This is a genomic window from Clostridium sp. HMP27 (assembly GCF_000765165.1).
In the GTDB taxonomy this organism is placed as follows: Bacteria; Bacillota; Clostridia; order Clostridiales; family Clostridiaceae; genus Clostridium_AK.
On sequence record NZ_JMFY01000037.1, the window covers coordinates 1 to 21,627 of the forward strand.

At 29.3% G+C, this 21,627-nt stretch carries 24 protein-coding genes and 1 riboswitch; of the genes, 5 read left to right on the forward strand and 19 right to left on the reverse strand.

What is annotated here, in order from left to right; all coding sequences use genetic code 11:
- Positions 1–30: 30 nt before the first annotated feature.
- The 4 genes from DP68_RS15650 to DP68_RS15675 form a co-directional block, all read right to left on the reverse strand.
- Complete coding sequence (locus DP68_RS15650) at positions 31–297, reverse strand: hypothetical protein (protein WP_035311198.1); 267 nt, start codon at positions 295–297, stop codon at positions 31–33.
- Between the two features lie 95 nt (positions 298–392).
- The gene (locus DP68_RS15655; RefSeq protein WP_035311200.1) at positions 393–884 is read right to left on the reverse strand and encodes a hypothetical protein; all 492 of its coding nucleotides are present in this window, start codon (positions 882–884) and stop codon (positions 393–395) included.
- 677 nt (positions 885–1,561) lie between these two features.
- A complete protein-coding gene (locus DP68_RS15665; protein WP_035311204.1) occupies positions 1,562–2,041 on the reverse strand; it encodes a hypothetical protein in 480 nt (159 codons plus the stop codon).
- Positions 2,042–2,666: 625 nt separating this feature from the next.
- Positions 2,667–3,401: a hypothetical protein gene (locus tag DP68_RS15675; RefSeq protein WP_035311207.1), complete on the reverse strand. Its 735-nt coding sequence runs from the start codon at positions 3,399–3,401 to the stop codon at positions 2,667–2,669.
- Positions 3,402–3,748: 347 nt separating this feature from the next.
- On the opposite strand from DP68_RS15675, the gene DP68_RS15680 reads away from it, so the two are divergent.
- Both DP68_RS15680 and DP68_RS19340 read left to right on the forward strand, forming a co-directional pair.
- Entirely contained in the window at positions 3,749–4,312 is a 564-nt protein-coding gene (locus DP68_RS15680) for an accessory gene regulator B family protein (RefSeq protein WP_035311210.1), read from the forward strand.
- A gap of 4 nt (positions 4,313–4,316) precedes the next feature.
- A complete protein-coding gene (locus DP68_RS19340) occupies positions 4,317–4,448 on the forward strand; it encodes an AgrD family cyclic lactone autoinducer peptide (protein WP_081957269.1) in 132 nt (43 codons plus the stop codon).
- Here the strand turns inward: DP68_RS19340 and DP68_RS15685 are convergent.
- The 8 genes from DP68_RS15685 to DP68_RS15720 form a co-directional block, all read right to left on the reverse strand.
- Positions 4,440–5,687, reverse strand: a complete 1,248-nt coding sequence (locus DP68_RS15685) for an ATP-binding protein (RefSeq protein ID WP_035311212.1) — start codon at positions 5,685–5,687, stop codon at positions 4,440–4,442. The genes DP68_RS19340 and DP68_RS15685 overlap by 9 nt on opposite strands.
- Before the next feature lie 44 nt (positions 5,688–5,731).
- Positions 5,732–6,469 (reverse strand): LytTR family DNA-binding domain-containing protein, encoded by a 738-nt coding sequence (locus DP68_RS15690; protein WP_035311213.1) that lies wholly within the window; start codon positions 6,467–6,469, stop codon positions 5,732–5,734.
- A gap of 266 nt (positions 6,470–6,735) precedes the next feature.
- Positions 6,736–7,728, reverse strand: a complete 993-nt coding sequence (gene add / locus DP68_RS15695; RefSeq protein WP_035311215.1) for an adenosine deaminase — start codon at positions 7,726–7,728, stop codon at positions 6,736–6,738.
- A gap of 61 nt (positions 7,729–7,789) precedes the next feature.
- A riboswitch (purine riboswitch) is annotated at positions 7,790–7,889 on the reverse strand.
- A 143-nt stretch (positions 7,890–8,032) separates the two neighbouring features.
- Positions 8,033–8,557: a DUF5662 family protein gene (locus DP68_RS15700; protein WP_035311245.1), complete on the reverse strand. Its 525-nt coding sequence runs from the start codon at positions 8,555–8,557 to the stop codon at positions 8,033–8,035.
- A gap of 7 nt (positions 8,558–8,564) precedes the next feature.
- Complete coding sequence (locus DP68_RS15705; RefSeq protein ID WP_035311216.1) at positions 8,565–8,939, reverse strand: PH domain-containing protein; 375 nt, start codon at positions 8,937–8,939, stop codon at positions 8,565–8,567.
- Between the two features lie 253 nt (positions 8,940–9,192).
- Positions 9,193–9,906, reverse strand: a complete 714-nt coding sequence (locus DP68_RS15710; protein WP_052085847.1) for a PD-(D/E)XK nuclease family protein — start codon at positions 9,904–9,906, stop codon at positions 9,193–9,195.
- 30 nt (positions 9,907–9,936) lie between these two features.
- Positions 9,937–12,594 (reverse strand): ATP-dependent helicase, encoded by a 2,658-nt coding sequence (locus tag DP68_RS15715; protein WP_052085848.1) that lies wholly within the window; start codon positions 12,592–12,594, stop codon positions 9,937–9,939.
- Positions 12,595–12,706: 112 nt separating this feature from the next.
- Complete coding sequence (locus DP68_RS15720; protein ID WP_052085849.1) at positions 12,707–13,345, reverse strand: DUF975 family protein; 639 nt, start codon at positions 13,343–13,345, stop codon at positions 12,707–12,709.
- 347 nt (positions 13,346–13,692) lie between these two features.
- On the opposite strand from DP68_RS15720, the gene DP68_RS15725 reads away from it, so the two are divergent.
- Complete coding sequence (locus tag DP68_RS15725) at positions 13,693–14,280, forward strand: cupin domain-containing protein (RefSeq protein WP_081957273.1); 588 nt, start codon at positions 13,693–13,695, stop codon at positions 14,278–14,280.
- 99 nt (positions 14,281–14,379) lie between these two features.
- On the opposite strand, the gene DP68_RS15730 is transcribed toward DP68_RS15725, so the two are convergent.
- The 6 genes from DP68_RS15730 to DP68_RS15750 all read right to left on the reverse strand — a co-directional run bounded on the left by DP68_RS15730 (position 14,380) and on the right by DP68_RS15750 (position 20,205).
- The gene (locus tag DP68_RS15730; RefSeq protein WP_035311220.1) at positions 14,380–15,774 is read right to left on the reverse strand and encodes a peptidoglycan binding domain-containing protein; all 1,395 of its coding nucleotides are present in this window, start codon (positions 15,772–15,774) and stop codon (positions 14,380–14,382) included.
- Between the two features lie 206 nt (positions 15,775–15,980).
- Positions 15,981–16,118 carry a hypothetical protein gene (locus DP68_RS19770; RefSeq protein WP_291549745.1) on the reverse strand — a complete coding sequence of 46 codons (138 nt, stop codon included), beginning with the start codon at positions 16,116–16,118 and terminating at the stop codon, positions 15,981–15,983.
- A gap of 59 nt (positions 16,119–16,177) precedes the next feature.
- Entirely contained in the window at positions 16,178–17,524 is a 1,347-nt protein-coding gene (locus DP68_RS15735; RefSeq protein ID WP_035311222.1) for an MATE family efflux transporter, read from the reverse strand.
- Positions 17,525–17,625: 101 nt separating this feature from the next.
- A complete protein-coding gene (locus DP68_RS15740; RefSeq protein ID WP_035311224.1) occupies positions 17,626–18,063 on the reverse strand; it encodes a MarR family transcriptional regulator in 438 nt (145 codons plus the stop codon).
- A 307-nt stretch (positions 18,064–18,370) separates the two neighbouring features.
- Positions 18,371–19,675 carry a DUF4179 domain-containing protein gene (locus DP68_RS15745; RefSeq protein ID WP_035311225.1) on the reverse strand — a complete coding sequence of 435 codons (1,305 nt, stop codon included), beginning with the start codon at positions 19,673–19,675 and terminating at the stop codon, positions 18,371–18,373.
- Entirely contained in the window at positions 19,672–20,205 is a 534-nt protein-coding gene (locus DP68_RS15750; RefSeq protein ID WP_291549751.1) for a sigma-70 family RNA polymerase sigma factor, read from the reverse strand. The genes DP68_RS15745 and DP68_RS15750 overlap by 4 nt, the downstream gene beginning before the upstream one ends.
- Before the next feature lie 194 nt (positions 20,206–20,399).
- Between DP68_RS15750 and DP68_RS15755 the strand changes: the two genes are divergently transcribed.
- The gene (locus DP68_RS15755) at positions 20,400–20,765 is read left to right on the forward strand and encodes a metalloregulator ArsR/SmtB family transcription factor (RefSeq protein WP_035311230.1); all 366 of its coding nucleotides are present in this window, start codon (positions 20,400–20,402) and stop codon (positions 20,763–20,765) included.
- Between the two features lie 14 nt (positions 20,766–20,779).
- Complete coding sequence (locus DP68_RS15760) at positions 20,780–21,148, forward strand: NifB/NifX family molybdenum-iron cluster-binding protein (RefSeq protein WP_035311232.1); 369 nt, start codon at positions 20,780–20,782, stop codon at positions 21,146–21,148.
- A gap of 120 nt (positions 21,149–21,268) precedes the next feature.
- Here DP68_RS15760 and DP68_RS15765 read toward each other — a convergent pair whose 3' ends face one another.
- On the reverse strand, positions 21,269–21,589 hold the full coding sequence (locus DP68_RS15765) for a hypothetical protein (protein ID WP_035311234.1): 321 nt from the start codon (positions 21,587–21,589) through the stop codon (positions 21,269–21,271).
- Positions 21,590–21,627 lie beyond the last annotated feature (38 nt).

Sequence of the window (21,627 nt, forward strand, 5' to 3'; positions counted from 1 at the left end):
CCTTTTGATTTCAATCATTTTTAATCACTCCTACAAATTTCTATTTATTAACTCATTATATCTTTTTTCATTTTTGGACCAGCTTATAATTGCTGAAATTATTCCACCTATAAAACCTGCTATAAAATATTCAAAATACCTATAGAAATCAAATGAGTTTTTATGGATTATTAATCTATTAATTATAGCACCTGTACACATGCCTATACCCATGGCTATTCCATTAGTTAATACATATCTCCCATCACCCTTTTGTCTAGTTTTCTCCCACCTCCGAATGAATTTTTCATTATTCATTAATCAATTCCTCCAATATAAACTAATTTATTTTCGTATGTATTGAATTTTGTTATTCATAGTCTATCTCCCTTGTTATTTCTTCACATCCTATTCTACCATTGATTCCCAGGATGAGAACCCCTTAATAGTAGTTTGATTAAGATCCGTTCTTTTAGACTTACAGCTTCCTCTGTTGAAACATCTATATTTGTAATAAGTGGGCCAAGTGCTACTATATCTGATTTCCCCAACCCTTTGGTATCAATAATTATTTCTCCATTAATTTTAATTATTTCATTAGGTCTTAAATTTTTATTTACGTCGACAATCATTTCTTTGCTCATTATTTTATTCTTTATTATCTCGTTAACTGACGGTTGTACAGATTTTATAAAAATAGTTTTTTCATCTTCATTAATTAAATTAATAGAATAAGAATACTTTGTCTTATACAAATTATTTTGATTAACACTCCCTAATGCTGAACTCCAGTTATAAATTTTCAATCCACCTTTTGACTTAACTTCAATCTCTGCATTATTACATCCTACAAAGAATACAAGAATAAGTAAGCTAAAAATAACCATTATTAATTTCTTTGACATATTAATTCCCCTCAAATAAAATATTTTCTCACAACCATTACTCACTCCTTGTGAATACTATTGCTGACATGATTAAATTAACATATACAAATGAAAATGTTAATCCATTTGGCACGAAACGTAAAAATTTGAGCATAAACGGAATAATTTAATAAGTTTTGGGCTAGTGTATGGTTCATAATTTGCCTATAAATAAAAGCTAATCTAAACTTAGATTAGCTTTTATTTACCGCATTTTATATTATTTTAGTTTATCCCATTAATAAAAACCTTAATACCCTACTTTCCTTTCTAACACTTCCTTCCTTTGATTTATTCTTTTTCATTTTAATTATTAGCGTTTTAGATTATATTATATTTTTTAACATGTGATCACATGCTTTACACTGTAAGGAGTTAAAATGAAGATACTTCTTATTAGATATAATATATAAGAATTCTAATGGACTCTAAAATATTTAGAACTATATGGGTTTTAATATATAAGCTATTAAAATCGTATAAATTATACCAAAGATAATAAATAAAATATTATGAATAGGTTTTGGTAAATTGTATTTTCCTAAGAACTTATCTACTCTTTTACCCACAACATAAGATATATAAATTGATAAAAAAAACGTAATAGTATGTTTAGTTGCAAATTTAATTGCTTTAAGCGATTTCATATGTTTACCTCAATTCATCTCTGCTGAATGTTTATTTTCTTTTTTAAATGTTAAAACCAAGTTCAACACTACTAGAGAAAGTAATTCTGTTGAAATAAGAGACATAAATAACCTATAATGCTCAGCTTTGTATTTTATAAAAATAAAACTTGAACAATAAATAGTAAAACCAATAATTGAACTTATTACTACTTTCCTTTTTCCTATTACTTTTATATATTTATCATTAGATATTATATAAAACAACTCTAGTATAAAAATTAATGAAAACATTGTCTTTACCAAATAAGTTATCTTTAATACAATTGATTCATATTTTACAGAAAGTCTAACAATTGAGTACCAATCCCAATATTCTTTTGTTGTACTCTTAAAAAATTTATTTGTTACAATTATAATATCATTATAATAAATCAATATAATCATAAAGAAAACACTAAACAATATTACAGAAATCAAACAAATCATTAATGCTTTATCTTTTTTCATAATGATCATCCCTCTAATTAAAATTTCTCAAAACAACTACTTTTATATTTAAATTATAACCTTGTACATAACTAAATTAGCATATATAAGCAAAAATGTTAATCCATTTGGCACGAAACGTAAAAATTTGAGCATAAACGGAATTAAATTAATAAGTTTACGCTTGTGTACATGATTCGTAGTTTAAGAAAACAAATAAAAGCTAACCTAAAAATTTAGATTAGCTTTTATTTACCAACACTTTATATTATATTTTTTAACATGCGGCCACATGTTTTACACTGTATAAGATGAGAAAAGTATACAAGATGTTTCTATTTATTCTTACTTTCTTAAAATGAAAAGTAAGTAATCCATAGCATTTCCAAAGATATAACTTAGAAATATGAAAGTTATCACTATTATACAGTCCCCTATGATAATCTCCTTTTTAGTTTCATTTGCATCTCTTTTTTTATGAAATAAAATAGAAGCACCTAAAAATAAGGAACATAAAAATAAAATAAAAAATATATTATTAGAATCAGTTGCTAGGTTAAAAAATACTGATGTAAATATCCAATACAAAAATCCTATAAGCAATTGTTTTATTATAAATAATATATTAATACTCATAATGTATTATTTATCTACAACGACACGCAAACATATATATTGCATTTCCTTCAGTTGTATCGTAAGGATTATTATAATGATATACATCAACACCATTACCTTTATTAGCTTCAAGGAAATTTGTAAGGCCCATCAGACATAATGCAGTTGCTACACCTACTAGAATTTTTGCTGGCATAGGTTTTAAAAGATTATCTGTAACTAACTTTTTTAAAGCACTTGATAATTTAGATACACCGCTTCCCTCAACTTTACCAAACGCCGCTGCTATTAGATTAACTTCATAATTACTGAATGACCAGGCAAGTTCCCAATCAGGGCTGTTCTTATAATAACTACAATCACTTATTCCACGTAAACTTCTCCTAAACATACTATTTTGTGTATAAGCATTCTGTAATATATTTTTATTAAAATTTATATCCAATGTTTTTGGATTAACTGTAAAATAATTTTTTTGCATTAAGTCATTTAATTCCAAAGTAATATCTTTAAACATTTGAATATTTTCGTCTGAAAATCCTTCTGAATTTAAATTCTCATTATAAATAAATTTGCCATTTTTGAAAATAAATATGTCATCATTGTTTGATGAACTAAGCTGTTTGCTATAGGTAACGGCTTGTCCATTGTTAACTAATACATTTGCAGAGTTATATTTAGCATAAACACTTGTAACCCCTAAATTAGAAACAATTAATGCTCCACATAATACTGATGACATAACTTTTAACTTTTTATTCATTTGTAATTCCCCTTTTCTACATTTTATTATTTTTTAACATGTGGCCACATGCTTTAAACTATATAAAAAGCACTTATTTTCTTGCTTTTATAATTCAATTGATATTTATAAGTTAGTTAATTTCTTTTTTAGCTTTTAAAATTAAATTTAGCAATATTAATGACATAATTAAATTAGCATATATAAGCAAAAATGTTAATCCATTTGGCACGAAACGTAAAAATTTGGACATAAACGGAATAAAATTTCTTTTTATGCTCATTTTTTGACGTTTCGTGCCATTTCTATTGATATATGCTAACATTTATGTTATTTTTCAAATAATGATATTAATAGGTGAATGACAAATGACAAATAAACTTACATATAAAATAACTTCTTATATAGAGAAAAATAGTGATATTAAAAATACTGATGATTTAGAAAAAATAAATTACTCTCTGCAAGCTATCTTTAATGAATTATTTAAAACAGCTATATTGCTACTTTTGTTTTTGATACTTGGAAGAGTAAGTTATTTTTTATTTTCAGTTATGATTTTGTTTTCTATTAGAATTTTTTCAGGTGGCTATCATTGTAATACTACAATTAAATGCTTATTATGCTCCACATTGCTTTTTTTAGGTACTTGTTTGATTGCTCCAATTTTACCTAAAATCAATATTTCAATTTATTATATAGCTGGATTATTAAGCATTTTTATAGTTGCATTAAAATCACCTTATCCAAATAAGAAAAGACCTATCAAAAATAAAAAAAGAAGGTGTACTTTAAAGATTATATCCACCTTCTTTACAATATTCTGGGTATCTATTTTATTATTTTATATAAGAGATACAAGTTATTTAAACTGCGGCTTTATTACAATAATATTGCAAGTAATGCAGCTAATACAAATGAGAAAGGAGTAAATCAATGAAAACTAAAAAGAAATTAATGGTACAAGCCCTTGGATTATTTTTAATATCTTTATCAAAAATTATAGTTACTACAGCTTCTATGGGTTACATAGGTGAACCTGATGTACCTAAAAGTTTATTAGATTAATACTTTAAAAATTGTATAATCACCTTCAAAAAATAGTTGAATTTCCCCTCCAATGTGTTCAACTATTTTTTTTACGTTATGCAGTCCATATCCTCGATTTTTACCTTCTTTAGTTGAAAAACCTCTTTTAAATATTTTAGAAATATTTTCAGGTTTTATCGTTGTTCCCTTATTTCTAATTTCTATAATATATTTACCATCCTCATTTGTTATCCTTAATATAACCTCCCTATTATTGTTATCAACAGCTTCAAAGGCATTATCTAAAAGGTTATTTAATACTTCTGAAAGCTCATAATCATTCATATTTAATTCTTTTAAATTATTGTCCACAAAATATGAAAAATCAATATTAGTATTTTCAGCTTTGCATAATTTGTTGTATATTATAGCCCCTAATATGGGATTATTAATATATAAAATATCTTCCATGCTTTTAGTGGAATAATTTAATGACTTTATATAGTCTTTTACACAAGCCTTTACCCCTTTTTCATCTGTTAACTCTACTAATCCATTTATAGTATTTAGGTGATTTTTAAAATCATGCTGCTTACTTTTAACTTCTTCTATAATGTTGTTTATGATAGGATTATATGTATTTTGTATAAGCATAGCCTTCTTTTCTTCATTCATCTTTATTATGTAATAATATAAAATTAAATTTAAAACAAATAGTCCTGCATGTATTGAAATGATTACCACTATATTATGTAAAATAATATTCTTATCATAATTCCAAATTATTTTAAAAGCTGCTATATATATAGCAAGATTAATTATAAAATAATAAACAATTCTAGAATCTATTCTTGCAATATTAATTTTATCTGGAACTAAATAATATATAACTATCGCAATAATGAGCACAATAAAATTTGCACATAAATTGAATAAAAATGGTTCTAAATACTTATTTAAACTTAGAATATTTAAAGTAAACATAGAAATTAATTGTAATATCATTATTGCTGTTAAAAACAAACAAAATTCTAAAAATGCAGCAGTAAATTTTTTACGATAAAAATATGAGACTAAACAAACATAGGCTGAAAAACTAAAAATCATATTATAATAAACTTTCATATTACTTGTTACAGCCACTACAAATGAGCTTATTAATATTATGATTATATCTTTTAAAAAATTTTTTTCTTCTTTTAATCTAAATTTTTTCCACAATATCATAAAAGCGCTTAACTCAATGGCTGTAGTAATAAACTCTTTAGCTATATACATTTATTCTATTCCTCCTTTTAACTTTAATTCAAACCTAATAATGACTATTGAATTGAATTAAATCTTTCCTCAACTATATTTTTAAACATATACCCCAAAAGAGCTGTTTTATCATAATTATCAAAATGAATGTTACTCAATCTGCTTGATATACTTTCAATTCCATTTATATGATTAATGTTTACTGCAAAGGACTTATGGCACTGTATAATATCATCAGAGTCAATTAACTCTAATGCTTTTTTTAAAGTTAATCTTTTTATTTCATATTTTCCTTGTTTAGTATGTACAATGCATGTCCTAAGACTCATCTCAATAAAGATAATCTCATCTATATATAATCTTGTACTAATTCCTTTGTTGATTTCAAAAACTACATATTTTCTTTCATTTATAGCTATATTATTTATATATGTACCTGATATAAGTTTTTTCGTTAATTTAATTACTTCATCCTTTTCATAAGGCTTTATAATATAATCATAACAATGAATTTCCTTAAAAGCCTGAAACATATATTGAACATGAGTAGTTAAAAAAACAATCCAACTAAGCTCATATTTAGGTATCTTTCTAAGTTCCAATGCAAGATCCAATCCTGAAGAATTTTTTAAAGAAATATCTATGAAAAACAATTCTATATTCTCATTATTTAAAATTTCTAAAGCCCCATATTTATCTTGGGCTTCATAAATCTTTAAATTACAATCTATTTCTTGCAGCATCTTCTTAAGATTTCGTCGCTGGTTAATATCGTCTTCAACTAAAAGAATAGATTTCATTAGTAAGTTATCCTCCTATAGTAAATTATAAAAAAAGCTATAGGGTTAATTAAATATTTTCATGTTTTTACCCTAACTCTCTAGCTTTTAAATATTTTGCAGATATTTTATACTCACCATTCGATTCTACCACAAAATATGGTTATATGTGTCAATATTATGCAATTTATGCAATGAACTTACATAGGTTAATAAAAAAATAAGCACGGGCTATAAAACCCATGCTTTCTCAAGGTATCAACTTGCCACTTGCCATGTGGGTGGCACTATATCAATTTCCTCAATCTTTCTTTTGTTTCTAAATCAGCAAAACTTGCTTCAATACTGTTATAGTAAATTTGTTTGTAATCTTCATAAGTAATATTAAATTCCTTAAATGCTATCTCAAATTCCTTGGTCATATTTGTATCTGATACAGTTCTGTTATCTGTGCTTAATGTTACTTTTATTCCATCCTTGTAAAAATCATATATTGGGTGCTCTCTAAAGCTATTAACTGCTTTTGTTTGCACATTGCTTGCTAAGCATATCTCAAGGGCAATATTTTTTTCTTTGACAATCCTATATGCTTCAGGGCAATCTTTTATAAATACTCCATGCCCAATTCTTTCTGCTCCTAAAAGTTCAACTGCTTCTAGTACATTTTTACCTATTCCAGTTTCACCTGCATGAATTGTTACTCTATATCCATATATTCTAGCTAAGGCTATTGGTTCCACAAACTTTCTGCAGAATCCTTCTTCTTCTCCCCCAGCTAAATCTATTGCAACGACTCCTTTTCCTAGGAACTCCTTACCTTTTTCAACCACTTCAAAAGCTTTATCTGTAGACATATGTCTCATGCAGCATAGTATTACATTCCCTTTTATATCATATTTCTGTTCTGCATCTCTAATCCCATCTATAACACTTTGTATTATTTCTTCTATTTCTAATCCCTTTAACATATGAAGCACAGGAGCAAATCTTATCTCCATATATTTCACGTTTTCCGCTGCCGCATCTTCAAAAATTTCAAAGGTAATTCTCCTTAAGCTTTCCTTTGACTGCATTACTAAATTGGGAATTGCAAATGCTTTTAAATAATCATTAAGAGAGGTGCATTTTAGTGGCGCAGTAATCTGCCTTTTAATTTCGCCCCTATCAAAGGAAGGAATATCAATCCCCTCTTTTTTTGCTATATCAATTATTGTTTCTGGTCTAAGACTTCCATCTAAATGACAGTGAAGTTCAATTTTAGGCAAATTCTCAAAACTCATAGTATCCTCCTAATTATATATTTATAAAAAAACTCCTAATCACAAAGAAAATATATGTCAAAAAAATATATATTTTCTTCGTAATTAGGAATTATAGGTTCCTAGTAGAGACCCCAAAACCATATTATTGGGGTTATACGAAACTTTAGTTTTATTTAAAATATTAAGTTTATGAAATTGTACTAAATTTTATTTTTGATGTCAAGGAAAAAAGCATGCTCACCCTTTTTTACATTTATAAGTTTGTTAAGGTATTATATGCTAACTGTAATCTTGCAACTTGCCACTTGCCATGTGGGTGGCACTATAAAATCTCATTTTTAATAAAAGCTAAGGTTGCCTCTTCCCCTTCATCCGCCAGTTTATTTAGCAGAAGTTCTAATAACTCCCTAGATTCCTTATGTATGATACAATAATCCTTCCCTCTATTATAATACTCAAGGGCTGCCCTATCTGTATACTGCTGCTTTTGATAATTCTTTGAAGCACTCATCCTATCTATGAACATTTCCACTACATAGCTCACTGGAATCTTCATTCCAACTAATCCATCAGTAATTTTTATTCCATAGTCAAGCCAATACTCAAAATGATGTTTGTTTCTTCCCTTATGATGAAGCCATGCTCTAGAATATCCTTCTTTCATCTTTTGTATACCATTAGGGCTCATATTCCCCATATAGTATTTTACTCCTGCAGAAAACTCTATCCAGGAGTATTTTGATAAATCATGAAGAAGGCCTTGCTTATACAGCCCAACCTTAAAACAATATTTCGTTACTAGTATTTTGTGGGCTGTAATTGTCTTAAAATGATTAATTCCATTTATAATTGACTTAGCTAACATGCTCTGCTAACTCTGCTTGAACTTCATATATGTCTAATGTTTTATTAAACTTTTTCTCAATTGGCTGTGCCATTCCTGATACCCATATCTTTAGCTCTGCATCTAAATCAAAGTGTCCTGCTGTTTCCACACTAAAATGATTTATTTTGCTATATGGTATTGAATGGTATTCCACCTTCTTGCCAGTAGCACCTTGCACATCGATGAATATCAATCTTCTGTTTGTAAAGATAATCATGTCTCTTATAAGTTTATAAGCTTTATCAACGCTTTCATTTTCAGCTAATAAATGTCCATATTCCTTCTCTACATCTGCTGCATCACACTTAGATGCATTTCCCATCATTCCGCTAAATAATCCCATTTTAAATCCTCCATATTTTCTTTATTATTTATAACAACTATTAAAGCATATTTAAATCTGCGCTAAACCAATCCAAGACTTTAGATTGAACTTATTCATTTACTATGCAATTTAACTTAAATCTCACCTTAATTATATCATTTATGAGCTATATTTATAATACTTAAGTTTTAACATTTAAAATGGAGAGGTTTTAGGTTTAAAAGCGATATTTCAACAAAAAAGAGGCTGCAATACTCTACAGATTCCTCCCTCACTTGCCACTTGCCATGTGGGTGGCACTTTTCTCATATGCCCTGCATGAATATCTTGCATCGCAATGTCTACATACAGCTGTTCCAAAAGGTGCCTTTTGCCCTTGCTTTATCTCTTTTAATTTTGCTAATGGTGGTGCTTTAAATTGTCTTTCCTGAATTTTATCAACGGTTTCACCAAAGCTTTTTATTTGCTTCTCCCCTTCTGTATCATCAAAATCTAAATTCACTACTGGATTCCAGCTATCTATTAATGCCTTTACTAAGCTCTCATCACCTTTATTTATTGCCTCTCTAAGCTCTGTAGGTGGTGCAGTTGCTATTATGGCCATATTGTCTATTTCAGTACCCTTTAGCTTCTTCCACATATGAGCATACAAGTTTAATTGCCCTCTGTATAATTCTCTATTCTTCTCAACCTCATCGTAGCTATGGGATTTTATTTGATACATAGTTATTTTATCTTCTTTTTCCCCAACGCTTATAGTGCCTTCTATGGTGTACTTTTTACCCTTTGGTGTTACTTGCTCTGGCAGTGTAATCTTAATCTCTGCTTCTGTTATTTCCTTAGCTACTTCCCCTAGTTTTTCATAATATAACTTAACCTGCTGCCATGCAAACTCTTTCATATTTGAACTTATGGAATGCCCTGTTTCAAATTTTAACTCTTCAAAATTATCTTCAAACAATTCCCTTAGCTTGTCCATATTCATGCTATAAGTTTCCCCCCTACTTTATAGTCCCTAGCCGCTATTGACTAAAGAAAATTCATTGTCAATTTCCTTCACTGTTACCTCGCTAGTTTCTTTAGTTTCTTCTCCATTATGACTTAATTCTATATAATGCTTATGAATATCTTCTAAAGTCTTATTCAACAAATTTCCAAAGAAAGTTGTGGTATTTCTCGCAGGAACAAAGTTGTATTTTTTATAAATCATATATTTTCGCGGGCACTCATTATAGGCCAAATAATCAGAGGTGTAGGAATATACTTTTACAACTTCATCCTTTTTCTTTTTAGCTTTAGGTATTGAATTCACATTTAAGCTTTCTATTAATGGCAATTCCATGCTTAAAATATCCTCCTTAAAATATGGATGCATGTTTTGACCCCTGCCTCTAAAGTTTGGTATTACAAGTAAGTTTTCTGCTCTAGATAATGCAACATAATATGATCTCATTTTATCAAAGGAAGATATTTTGTCTAATGGTTCATACTCCCCATGTAAATAAGGCCTTACTATGGTTTCCAATCTATTTTTAGTATTTTTTACCGGCGGTACTGCGCCTAAAATAACCACTGGAAATTCTAATCCCTTTGATTGATGTATAGTTAAAAATGATACCCTTCCCTTTGGTATGGGTTCATCCTTAATTTCGTAATCTCCTTCTTCTCTTTTATACAGTGCTCCTAGATAAGACATTATAAACACTTTTATAAAAGCTTCTTCCTGTAATGCTTGTCCCGTAATTAATCCAAAATTATTATTTTGAGTAAAGAATTGAATATATTTAGTTATATTAGATAAATTATAAATAGGACCTTCATCAATTCCCTCTTCAGCATTATCAAAAATCTTTTTAAATCTCTGAAAACCGCATAACCTATAAAATAAGTCCATTAAGTTCCAATCCAAAGAATTTATCCTATTAACTAACCATCTATAGGTTAATTTACTCCCTTCATTAAGCTTTTTATCTATAATTTTCTCCAAGAATTTTTTATTTATTTCCCTTTTCCCTGCTTCTGATAATTTACCTGTTATCCCGTACTTAAATTCAGCAAAACTTTTCTTGCCTACTAGCTCATCAAAGGAAATATTCAGTTTGCTCATATGTTTACATATCTCAACATAATCCCTTTTTAAATCATCCAGTTCAATAATTGTTTCATCAATAAAGTTTCTAAGCTTATAATCTTCACCGATCATATCTTCTGCTGAAAAGTAACATTTTTGTATCCAATCGTTAAATTCCTTCTGCTTTCCTTTGTTGAATTCCTCATCTACCTCAGGTACTCCAAATAAATAAGTCATTAATCCAAACATATGAATTGGTTCTGGATTATCCAAAAATCTCCCTGCGCGAGGTGCATAAACTTTTATACCAGCCTGTTCAAAGACTGCCTTAAATTTTGCTGCATTTTCATTGCCTTTTAAATAGGTAAATAACACTGCCACATCTGATGGGTCTGAAACTATTTTTTTATCTATCATTTCTTTCACTTTTTTAACTATTTCCTTATATACCCCAAGAGGCATGTCCCCTACAGTGGTTACAACAGCAGCTCCATCATCACTGCTGTTAGCCTTTATATTCTTGTTCACATTTCTGTAATATCGCCCTTTAATAAATTCATTTTCCCAGTTTTCTTTTTCTATAAAACTTGTGTAATACTCAACTATCTTCTTTCTAGACCTATAATTAATGTTTAATTTTATCTTCTTAGGCTCAACACCAATGTATGTTTTACATCTAGTATGGAATTGAACAAAGTTTTCAACGGTAGCTCCTCTAAATCTATAAAGGGATTGATCATCGTCTCCAACAACACATATATTTTTAAAATTCTTTGAGAGCTTAAAGAATATTTTTTCCTGAATATTATTGGTATCTTGATATTCATCTATAATGATGTGTTTAAATATACTTCCGCTATTTCTACTTACACATAAAACCTCATAGCCATATTGTTGAAGCAGAGATAAGTCTGTAGTTTTCCTGGGTTGTATATATAGGCTCTCAAGATAAAACTTATATAACTTTCCCAGCATTGAAAGGGTTTTATCAGATTTTTTATTACTTATAATTTCATCTGCATCTATACATTCTTCTGAAAATCTATTAAACACAGACATTAAACAATTCACTATTTCATTTTTAGAAGTAGATTTAAGGTTCATATACTCTCTTATATCTTCTTTATATGTTTCAGGTAATCCTAATGTTGTTATAGCTTCACCTAAAAACTTGTTGCTGCTGATATAAAAGTATTGATCTATTTCCTGCATTATAGTAGGTAACTTTTTCTTTAAAGCATTTTTAAACCTTTTATCTAAAATAAATCTTTGACATAGAGAATGTACTGTTCCTACATACATATCAGAAATATCGTAATGCTTTCCTGTTTCAGCTGTAGCTAATGCCAGTAGTGAAATTAAGCCCGCTTTAAGCTGCTTGGCAGCCTTTTCTGTAAATGTACTTAAAAATATTTCTTCTGGATTAATTTCATGAAATACAATTAAATTTACACATCTCCAAAGCAAAACTCTAGTTTTACCTGAACCAGGTCCTGCAACTATATATAATGGTCCCTCAATATTTTTTATAGCCTCTTCCTGGGCTCTATTAGGTTTAAACCCAGTCTTTATAAATAAATCCTCAATATTAATGATATTCACCCTCTTATCCAAGCCATTTGTATTATTTTACCATATATATTAATTAAGGGGCCACATATTTGGAAAAAATTTCAAAAATAAGCACCTGCAATTTTGCAGATGCTTATTATACCTATTCAGTTAAAGCCTTTATTTCTCCTGCTTCAAGGTCTGGTTTCATAGACTCTTTTAGATTTTCATAAAAATTCGCAATAGAAGTGTTAATGTACGGTATTAACCATAATAAACCAATGCCTGCTGTAAGTACACATAGTAAAGCCCATCCTATAAAACTAAGATACATACAAAATAACTTCCACTTAAAACCTTTCATCATTTCTTTACTTCTATCTAATGCAGCCATTGCACCAATCTCAGGATTATCACTTAATATATAAAAAGCCATTGAATATCTATAGATAGCAATTATTCCAGGTATTATAAAAAGTAATGTCCAAAGAAATATAAATAAAGACATTAATAGTTGTAATAAAAATCCAGAGCCAAAGTTTTTGAATCCATCAAACATGTTTTCAATTTTTAAAACTTCATTCCTAACTATTTTCAAAAAACATGAGCTAAGACCAAGTACTAGTGGTCCTAATAATAAGAAGTTTAGTATTGCTCCTATATAAGGAATTGCCAACAATGAAGTTATAATGGAGAATATAAAGCATAATAATACCGCTGTGCCCCATCTACCTCTGAGCTGATTTCTTGCATCCATTCTTAAGTCAGCATTGTCTTTAATTAGTTCATTGTTTATTTTCATAGTTTCCCCCTTAAAAAATAATTTTGCCAAATTAGCTCATAATTTGACAACAGACTTATTAAGTATACATTAAATAATGAAACTTGTTAACAATTTATTTACTTTATTCGTCTACGCGTTCTACTATAGCGTTTCTAATTGCTGATGAAAATAAGTTCCCCTTCATATATCCCTCTATTCACAATCACCTTATATCTTATTTATTTTTGGGGATGATTATTCCTGACAAAACACTGGATGACTATCTCTCACCTGTCACTTGGCTGATTACACCATAAAAAAAGCACATTTTCTAAACATAGTGCATATAATATAAATGTTAAAAGCTTATGAAAGGAATTTTAAATATGTGTGACTTTTGTAAAATGTGTGCTTGTCCTTATTACATGAATGCAGTAAGGTATAATCCCTATAATATGAGAAATAGTAATCAAATGAACCAATGCCCTTACTGCAATAGCCAACCAATCTACAATCCAGATCTTTCTAATGAACCAGAAGATGATGATTCAATTAAGTTAAAGGATTATGGGCCAAAACCATTTGTAGTCAACATTGAGGAAGCTACTAAACAAAATGATAACTTCCGTACCGCTTTATGGACAGGAACTCATCTACAACTTACATTAATGAGCATCGATGTTGGGGGAGAAATAGGGCTGGAAATACATCCTAACCTTGATCAATTTATACGTATTGAAGAAGGTCAAGGAATTGTTAAAATGGGTAGTAGAAAGGATAATTTGAATTTTCAAGCAAGAGTCTATGATGATTTCGCTTTCATTATACCTGCCGGCACATGGCACAATCTAATAAATACAGGAAATAAGCCAATTAAATTATACTCTATTTATGCACCACCTCAGCATCCACGTGGTACCGTTCATGAAACTAAGGCAGATGCAGAGGCTGCAGAGGAGAACCACCGCTATTAATTATGGGGCCAGACCCCTGGGGAAAATTGTAATTATAAAAAGCACCTGCGATTTTGCAGATGCTTTTTTAACTTGCCACTTGCCATGTGGGTGGCACTCCTATTCTTCATAACAAATAATAGGAGTGCCTTCTTCTATATTTTCAAAAATTGTTTTAGCTAAATATAATGGGGCATTTACACATCCATGGGTTCCATTTCTCTTATATATCTGTCCTCCAAAGGAATATCTCCAGCTTGCATCATGTATTCCTATATTTCCGTAAAAAGGCATCCAATAAGTTACTTCAGCTTCATAATTTTGTCCTCTTAAAGTTGACCCCTTTTGCTTGTAATTAAGCATATAGGTTCCAAGTTTAGTGGAATTACCTCTATTGGGATTTCCCGTTACTACAGCGCCTTGAGTTATAAGTCTTCCATTTTTATAAAACCACAAATGCTGTCTTGTTATATTAATTTCTACATAAGTGCTGCCTATATCATTCTTATCTCTAGATACAGCCTTTTGACCATATATAGGTTCTCTTTCAACTGCTATACCAAGTTTTATAGTTTCTAATACAGCTTTTGTTTCAGCATATGGATTGATTTTCCACCCATAAATTCCACCTTTAACTTCTACTACTTTACCTGTAGAGGTTTTGAAATTTCTTGTTACTCCAACTGTATCATATTTTTTACTCATTCCCAACACATATTCCGTAACTGCGTTTTCATTTATTACTGCTTCTAAATTTTCATTAACACTAAGCCACTGGCTTATTATATTCCCATCTAATATTTCATTTTCATCTCCAAATATATATGTGATTTTGCTTTGTACATACTTATCTAGTAAACTTTTAGTTTCAAAGGTTTTATCAGATTTTAAAGTGTACTTTGGATTTTCGTAACAAAGATTTTCGTTTAAATCTAATTTTGTTTCCCCTTTTAATATACTCATTTCTATATCAGCCTTTAATTTATCCTTATTTATCTTATTTCCATATACCTCTTCAATGACTTCATAGGAATTCTTTGAATATTTAAAGCTTACATTTTGAGGTTCTATAATCTCTTTATTTAAACAATTTAATTCATTTATTTTATTTTCTAAATCATCTTTATTAAAAACAAATAAATCATCTAAATAATATTTTTCATCCTTTAATACTGAAACTATCCATTTAAATGAGCTTTGATTATAATAAACTTTAGAAATACTATTTTTTTCATTGTACTTAATTCCTATATCTTTTCCTTTTATTTCTTCAATTTCATCCTTTCTCTCTATTAATTGTAGCTTATAATCTTTGACATAACCTTTAATTATATCATCTGCATCACTATGTGATTTTAACGATACATCTACTCCATTTATTACTGTATTAAAAAAGAAATGCTTCGTAAAATATAATGAAATGAGTGAATACACTAGTAAGATTGAAAATATTAAAATCATAATATTTCCGGTGCGCTTACTTTTAAAAAGCTTCTTTATATTAATATTCTTCATAGGGATTTATACCTCTCCACTTAAACATAATAACTAATTTATAATATGTTTACATTTTCCATTTTAAAACTTAAATTTAAAATGGGGCCAGACCCTTGGAAAAAATAGTAACTTTCAACTCAAAAGGCACCTGCAGTTTCGCAGATGCCTTTTCAACTTGCCACTTGCCATGTGGGTGGCACTATTCTTCAATTAAGACCTTTAGTCTACCATCTCTCATAATGAACTTTGTTATCATCATATCTATCTATAAATTTATTTTCTTCCTCCGGATATCCCACTGGAATAATTGAGTATGAGATAATGTTTTCTGGCAGATTAAACATTTCTCTAATATAATTCATTCTCTCTTCAAAATGAAATGAATAGTTCCATTCTTTCTTAAATATTAACTTGTTTTTAATTACAGCTTTGTAATTTTATAATTGAATATAATATACAGTACTGCTCCCATTATACAAGTAATGATTTCAGTAACAGTCATGGACCATATAATACCATGCAATCCAAAGAAGTTATGCAATATAATTATAACAGGGATAAAAAGAATACCTTGTGTAACTGACATAATGATAGAGGGTATCCCTTGACCTGAGGCTTGAAAAATTCCTGTGAATAATGTGGTAAATCCGTTAAACAGTGCAGAAATAAGCATAGCTAGCATAATATATACTCCAATACTCAACACCGAGGGATCATTAGAGAACAGACGTATTATCGTATTTCTGAAAAGATAAACTAAAGTAATAAAGACACCTGACAGTGCCAAAATCCATAAGGCTGATTGTTTGATACCCTCTTGCAGCCTTTTGATATTTTTGTTAGAAAAATTATATGCTATTAATGGGATAATACCTAATGACAAACCCATTGAAAGAAATTCTGGTATCTGCACAATTCTTAAGGCTATACCAAAACCAGCTACTACACTATCCCCATATCCAATTGAAAAATTATTCAAAAGAAGAGTTGTAATAATAAGAAAAATGGTTAGTATCAATTCAGAAACTCCAATTTTATAAATCTCCATTTTATCTTTTAGAGATATACTAAAATACCTAATAAATCCTTTTAAATGTTCACTTTTTGTTTCTAAATAATAAACATAGTAGATACATGAACCTATATTAGCCAAAATCATTGACAGTGCTACCCCTACAACATTAAATTTCAGCACTAATATAAACAGAATGTCAAAGAAAAGGCTTAAAACTGTACTGATAAACATTCCATACATGGATTCCCTTGACGCTCCTTCAGCTCGCACAACTTGCTCCAAAGCAAAGTTAAGTACAATTGAAAATCCACCAAGAAACATGGTTAAGGAATAGCGTTTTGTAAAACCAATAATAGTAGAAGTATCTGCCCCCATAATTTTAACAATAGGAGTGAGTGTGAATAGAGCAATTATAGCAATTAAAATTCCTGCTATAATACTACTATAAAAAGTGTATCCTGCTATCTTTTTAGCATTTTCTATCTCCTGCTTTGCAATAAGGCGTGTTATAAATGTCCCGCCTCCAGCTCCTAACATATTTCCAAAAGCCATTAGTATAGTAAAAATTGGTAAGCCTAAAGTAACAGCAGTTAACATTTCAGTATTGTGTAGTAGTCCAATAAAAAACGCATTAATAACATTATATATTGTACCTACAGACATACCAATCATCATAGGAATAGATAGATGAGCAATTGCCTTTGTAATTGGAGCACTTTCTAAATAATATTCGTTTGTTAATGTTTGTTCCATATTTTATCCTCCCTTAAAAAGACTAATATTAGACTTGATACAATTATAATTCTAACTATATGAGTATAGCTTATTATATGCCACTATATTATATAAAAAAATTATAGGCTGTTATTTACTTTTATTAATAAAGCTAATAAAGTATCTTTTTCTTCTTCAGTCAGATTAGCAGTAATACTTTTTTCAACTTCGGCAAATGATTTGTTAAAATCTTCTATCAAAGCTACACCTTTAGGCAGTACATATATATTTTTCTGTCTTTCATTGCCCTTAGGAATTCTTCGTTCTATGTATTCTTTTTTCTCTAATCCTTGAAGCATACTTGTAGTACTTGCTCCTGTACGCTGAAAAGCATCTGCCAAATCCTTTTGAATGATGCCGCTATCCTGATGTTCATATATATAACCTATCATACGACCCTGTTGGGAATTTAATCCTAACTTATTTACTTTTTTGTCAGCACTAAATTTTATTTTTAGTGCAATGCTCCTAATTAACTGAGAATATGGATTTTCTAATGAACTACTAGAATTAGTCATTATAATTCCCTCCTATAATTTTTTGATTATAATTCTAACTATATATAGTTTAATAATTATAATTCTAATTGTCAATAAGTATTTTTTATAAATGGTTTTAAATTTCTTACTTTCCCAACTGTATCATATTTTTTATCTAGTTCCTGAACATATTCCTCTATATTTATAAAGTTATGATTCAACAAACCATATTTTTTAGCCTATTTTTCAAAAACATGTCTCATAAATACAATAACTACACATAAGAAAAAGCACCTGCTGTTTTGCAGATGCTTTATGATTTTGCCACTTGCCATGGGGGTGGCACTTATTTATATATATCTATGGCTTTATTATAAATCTTATTATATTTAATACCTTTTACTTCTAATGTTAATTTATCTCCGCTTCCTTCAAAGCATAATGTTCTAGTATAACTAATAGTTCCATCGGTCTTCTTATCACGATTACCTTGAGATGTTTCTTTAAGCTGTACTCTTTTTTCATCAATTATAATGTACACTTCTGACAGTACTACATCCTCTTCTGTGGTAATTGTAACATAGGTCTTCCCATCCTTGTCATATACATCATTTATCTTTACATTTTGCCCTAAAATTTGAACTACCTTATCCTTTTGATCTTTAGAAAGTTCCATTTTCTCATTTACCCTGCTATTTGATCCAAAACTTACAAGCTTAATTTGCAGAGTTTTAAGTTCCTTTGGTAAGGCATCAAAATTATTGTTAAATGTTATTCCCTTCATGTCTGTACTCATACCTGCACTTTGCATCTGTACTTCTTCCCCATTGGCTATAAGTCTTATATCTAGCTCTGCGGGTCTAAAACCTTCCCCTAAAAGTTCATCTTTGGCAAGTTCAAATAGGCTTTGAATTTCTCCATTTATATAAGTTGTGGTTGGAGATGCTACAATAGAGTGAAAGTCTATTTCTCCTTGATCTATTTTAATGCTTTTATTTAAAGTTTTCTTTAAGCTGCTGCCCATAGCCTTGTTTCTGTCTAAGACAAATTTAATTTCTCCATTTTCTCTTTCATTTCCCTCTGCTAATGTAAACCTCCAGTCCAAGGTTTTTTCAAAGAAATAAGGCGTATCATACTGTGCCTTCCACCTTATCTCAGTGTTTTCTTCATTTCGTCTGCCTTCTCCGTTGCCCATATGATAGGTTCCTACAAGTCCCTTTATATATGGATTATGCTCTATATCTATCTTATCTACATTTCCTTTTGGATCTTTTATGGTATAAAACATTAAAAGCTGATTATCATCTAGCATTATTCCATCTAGAGTAACCTTAACTCCATTTTTGAAAGTATAGCTTTTATCTATTATCTGTCCCTTTCCCATGTCATTAAGATCTTTTAGAGTATCGGTCATAACTTCATCAAAACCTATTAGCTTTTTACCGTAAAATGCTAGGGTGTCACCATTGTAGCCTATTAGTAAAACTGCAATAATTAAAGAGGCTATTTTTACTATAAGCTTAGATTTATTTTTCCTTTTTATCTCTACTTTATCTAAAGTTCCTCTTAGTCTTTCTTCTAATTCATTAGGTACTTCCAGCCCTTCTATTTGAAGCTTTTTACCTTTAAGTATTTCTTCTATCTTATTCAAACCTCTTCACCTCCTAAACTTTCTTTTAGTTTTTTAAGTCCAATGGATATACGCGATTTTACTGTCCCAATAGGAATCTTTAATATATTTGCAATGGTATTATAGTCTAAGTCTAAAAAATACCTAAGCCTTATGACCTCTTGATGTTTTTCTTTTAACTTTGACATATGCTCCTCTATAATTATCTGCTGCTCTTTATTCTCTACAGCATTGTTATGTGCGTTATCATATTGGACTTCTTCTTTCATATCCTCTAGATAAATTATCTTGCTGGCTTTTTTCAAGGAATTTTTACAGCAATTCACTAAAATAGTTTTACTCCAGCTATAAAAAGCTTCTTCTTTTTTTAACTTGTGAATATTTTTATATAAAATTACAATCATATCTTCCATAGCATCTAATGCATCTTCTTTATTTTTCATATATACATAAGCAAGCTTGTAATATTCTTCTCTTTTATCCATTATAAGTTTGATAAGTGCATCCTTATCTCCCTGCTTTGCCTTTTTGATAAGCTTAATAGTTTCCACTTTCTCACCTCTTTCATATATACGAGTATTATACCTTGTAAAAGGTTCATTTTAATTAAAATTATTTAAAATAATGCTTACAATTTCTCCCAAGGGTCTGACCCCAGAAAAAATGAAACTTTTCACTTGACACTTTTAAATAAGTATAATATCATTTAGTTAAGCAAACACTTAACCAAACGAAGGAGTAAATGATGGAACACACGGTACAGATATTTAAAGCTCTTGGAGATGAAACTAGACTGAAAATATTAATTATACTTTCTAAAAGAAGAATATGTGCTAAAGGACTTTCAAAACATTTAAATATTTCCGAAGCAGCAGTATCACAGCATATTAAAGTTTTAAAAGATGCAGGTATTATTGTTGGGGTTAAAGTTGGTTATTATGTTCATTACAATATACAAGAGCCTGTACTTTTAAAATTAGTAGAGTTTATTGAAAATATAAATGATGATCATACCATAGAAGGTTGTAAGCTAGGTGTAAATATACCCAATGAATGTAGAGCAACATGTAAATCAGATAAAAATAGATGTTGTCAAAAAAATAAAGATTAAAAGGAGAAATTAATATGAAAGTATGTATTCCTATTGAAGAAAATAAGGGACTTGAGAGTATTGCATTTAATCACTTTGGTACTGCTCCATCTTTCTTAATCTATGATTTAGAAAATGAGGAAATTAAGGTAATTCAAAATGGAGACTTAAACCATTCTCACGGAATGTGTCAACCTCTAAAGGCACTTGGAGGAGAAAAAGTTGATGCTATCTTAGTTGGCGGAATTGGTGCAGGGGCATTGATGAAACTAAATAATCAAGGAATAAAAGCTTATAAAGTTATGAGTGAAACTGTTTTAAAGAACATTGAGCTATTAAAGAGTAATAAATTAGGAGAGTTTTCCGTAAACAATAGTTGTAATCATCACGACTGTCATCATTAATTATAATTTTAGAAAAGACATCTACCTATAGGCAGATGTCTTTTCTAAAATATTATTTAATTACAAGCAGTGTATAATTGTTATTTGCACACTACTTGCCACTTGCCATGTGGGTGGCACTTACTTTAAATCTTCAATAGCTTTCTTTAGTTTACCTGCATCTTCAATATAATCAGAAGCTTTTGTCCACAATTCTTTTGAAGGAATTATTTTTTCTATTTTAACGTAAGCTTGTTTCACTATAGGAATACTTATAATATTTGTACTTTGAACTGTCATTAATACAAACCAGCAAACGGCTATTAGCGCTATTATTTTTATTACGCCGCTTATCACTTTCATCAAAATATAAAAAGCAATAATAGCCATAATTATTAAAACTACTGTATTGGTTGTTATATGCGGTAACTGCTTATCAATTAACTTATTTACATTTTCCATTTATATCTCCTCCGCTTTACATAAGTATCAATATTTTT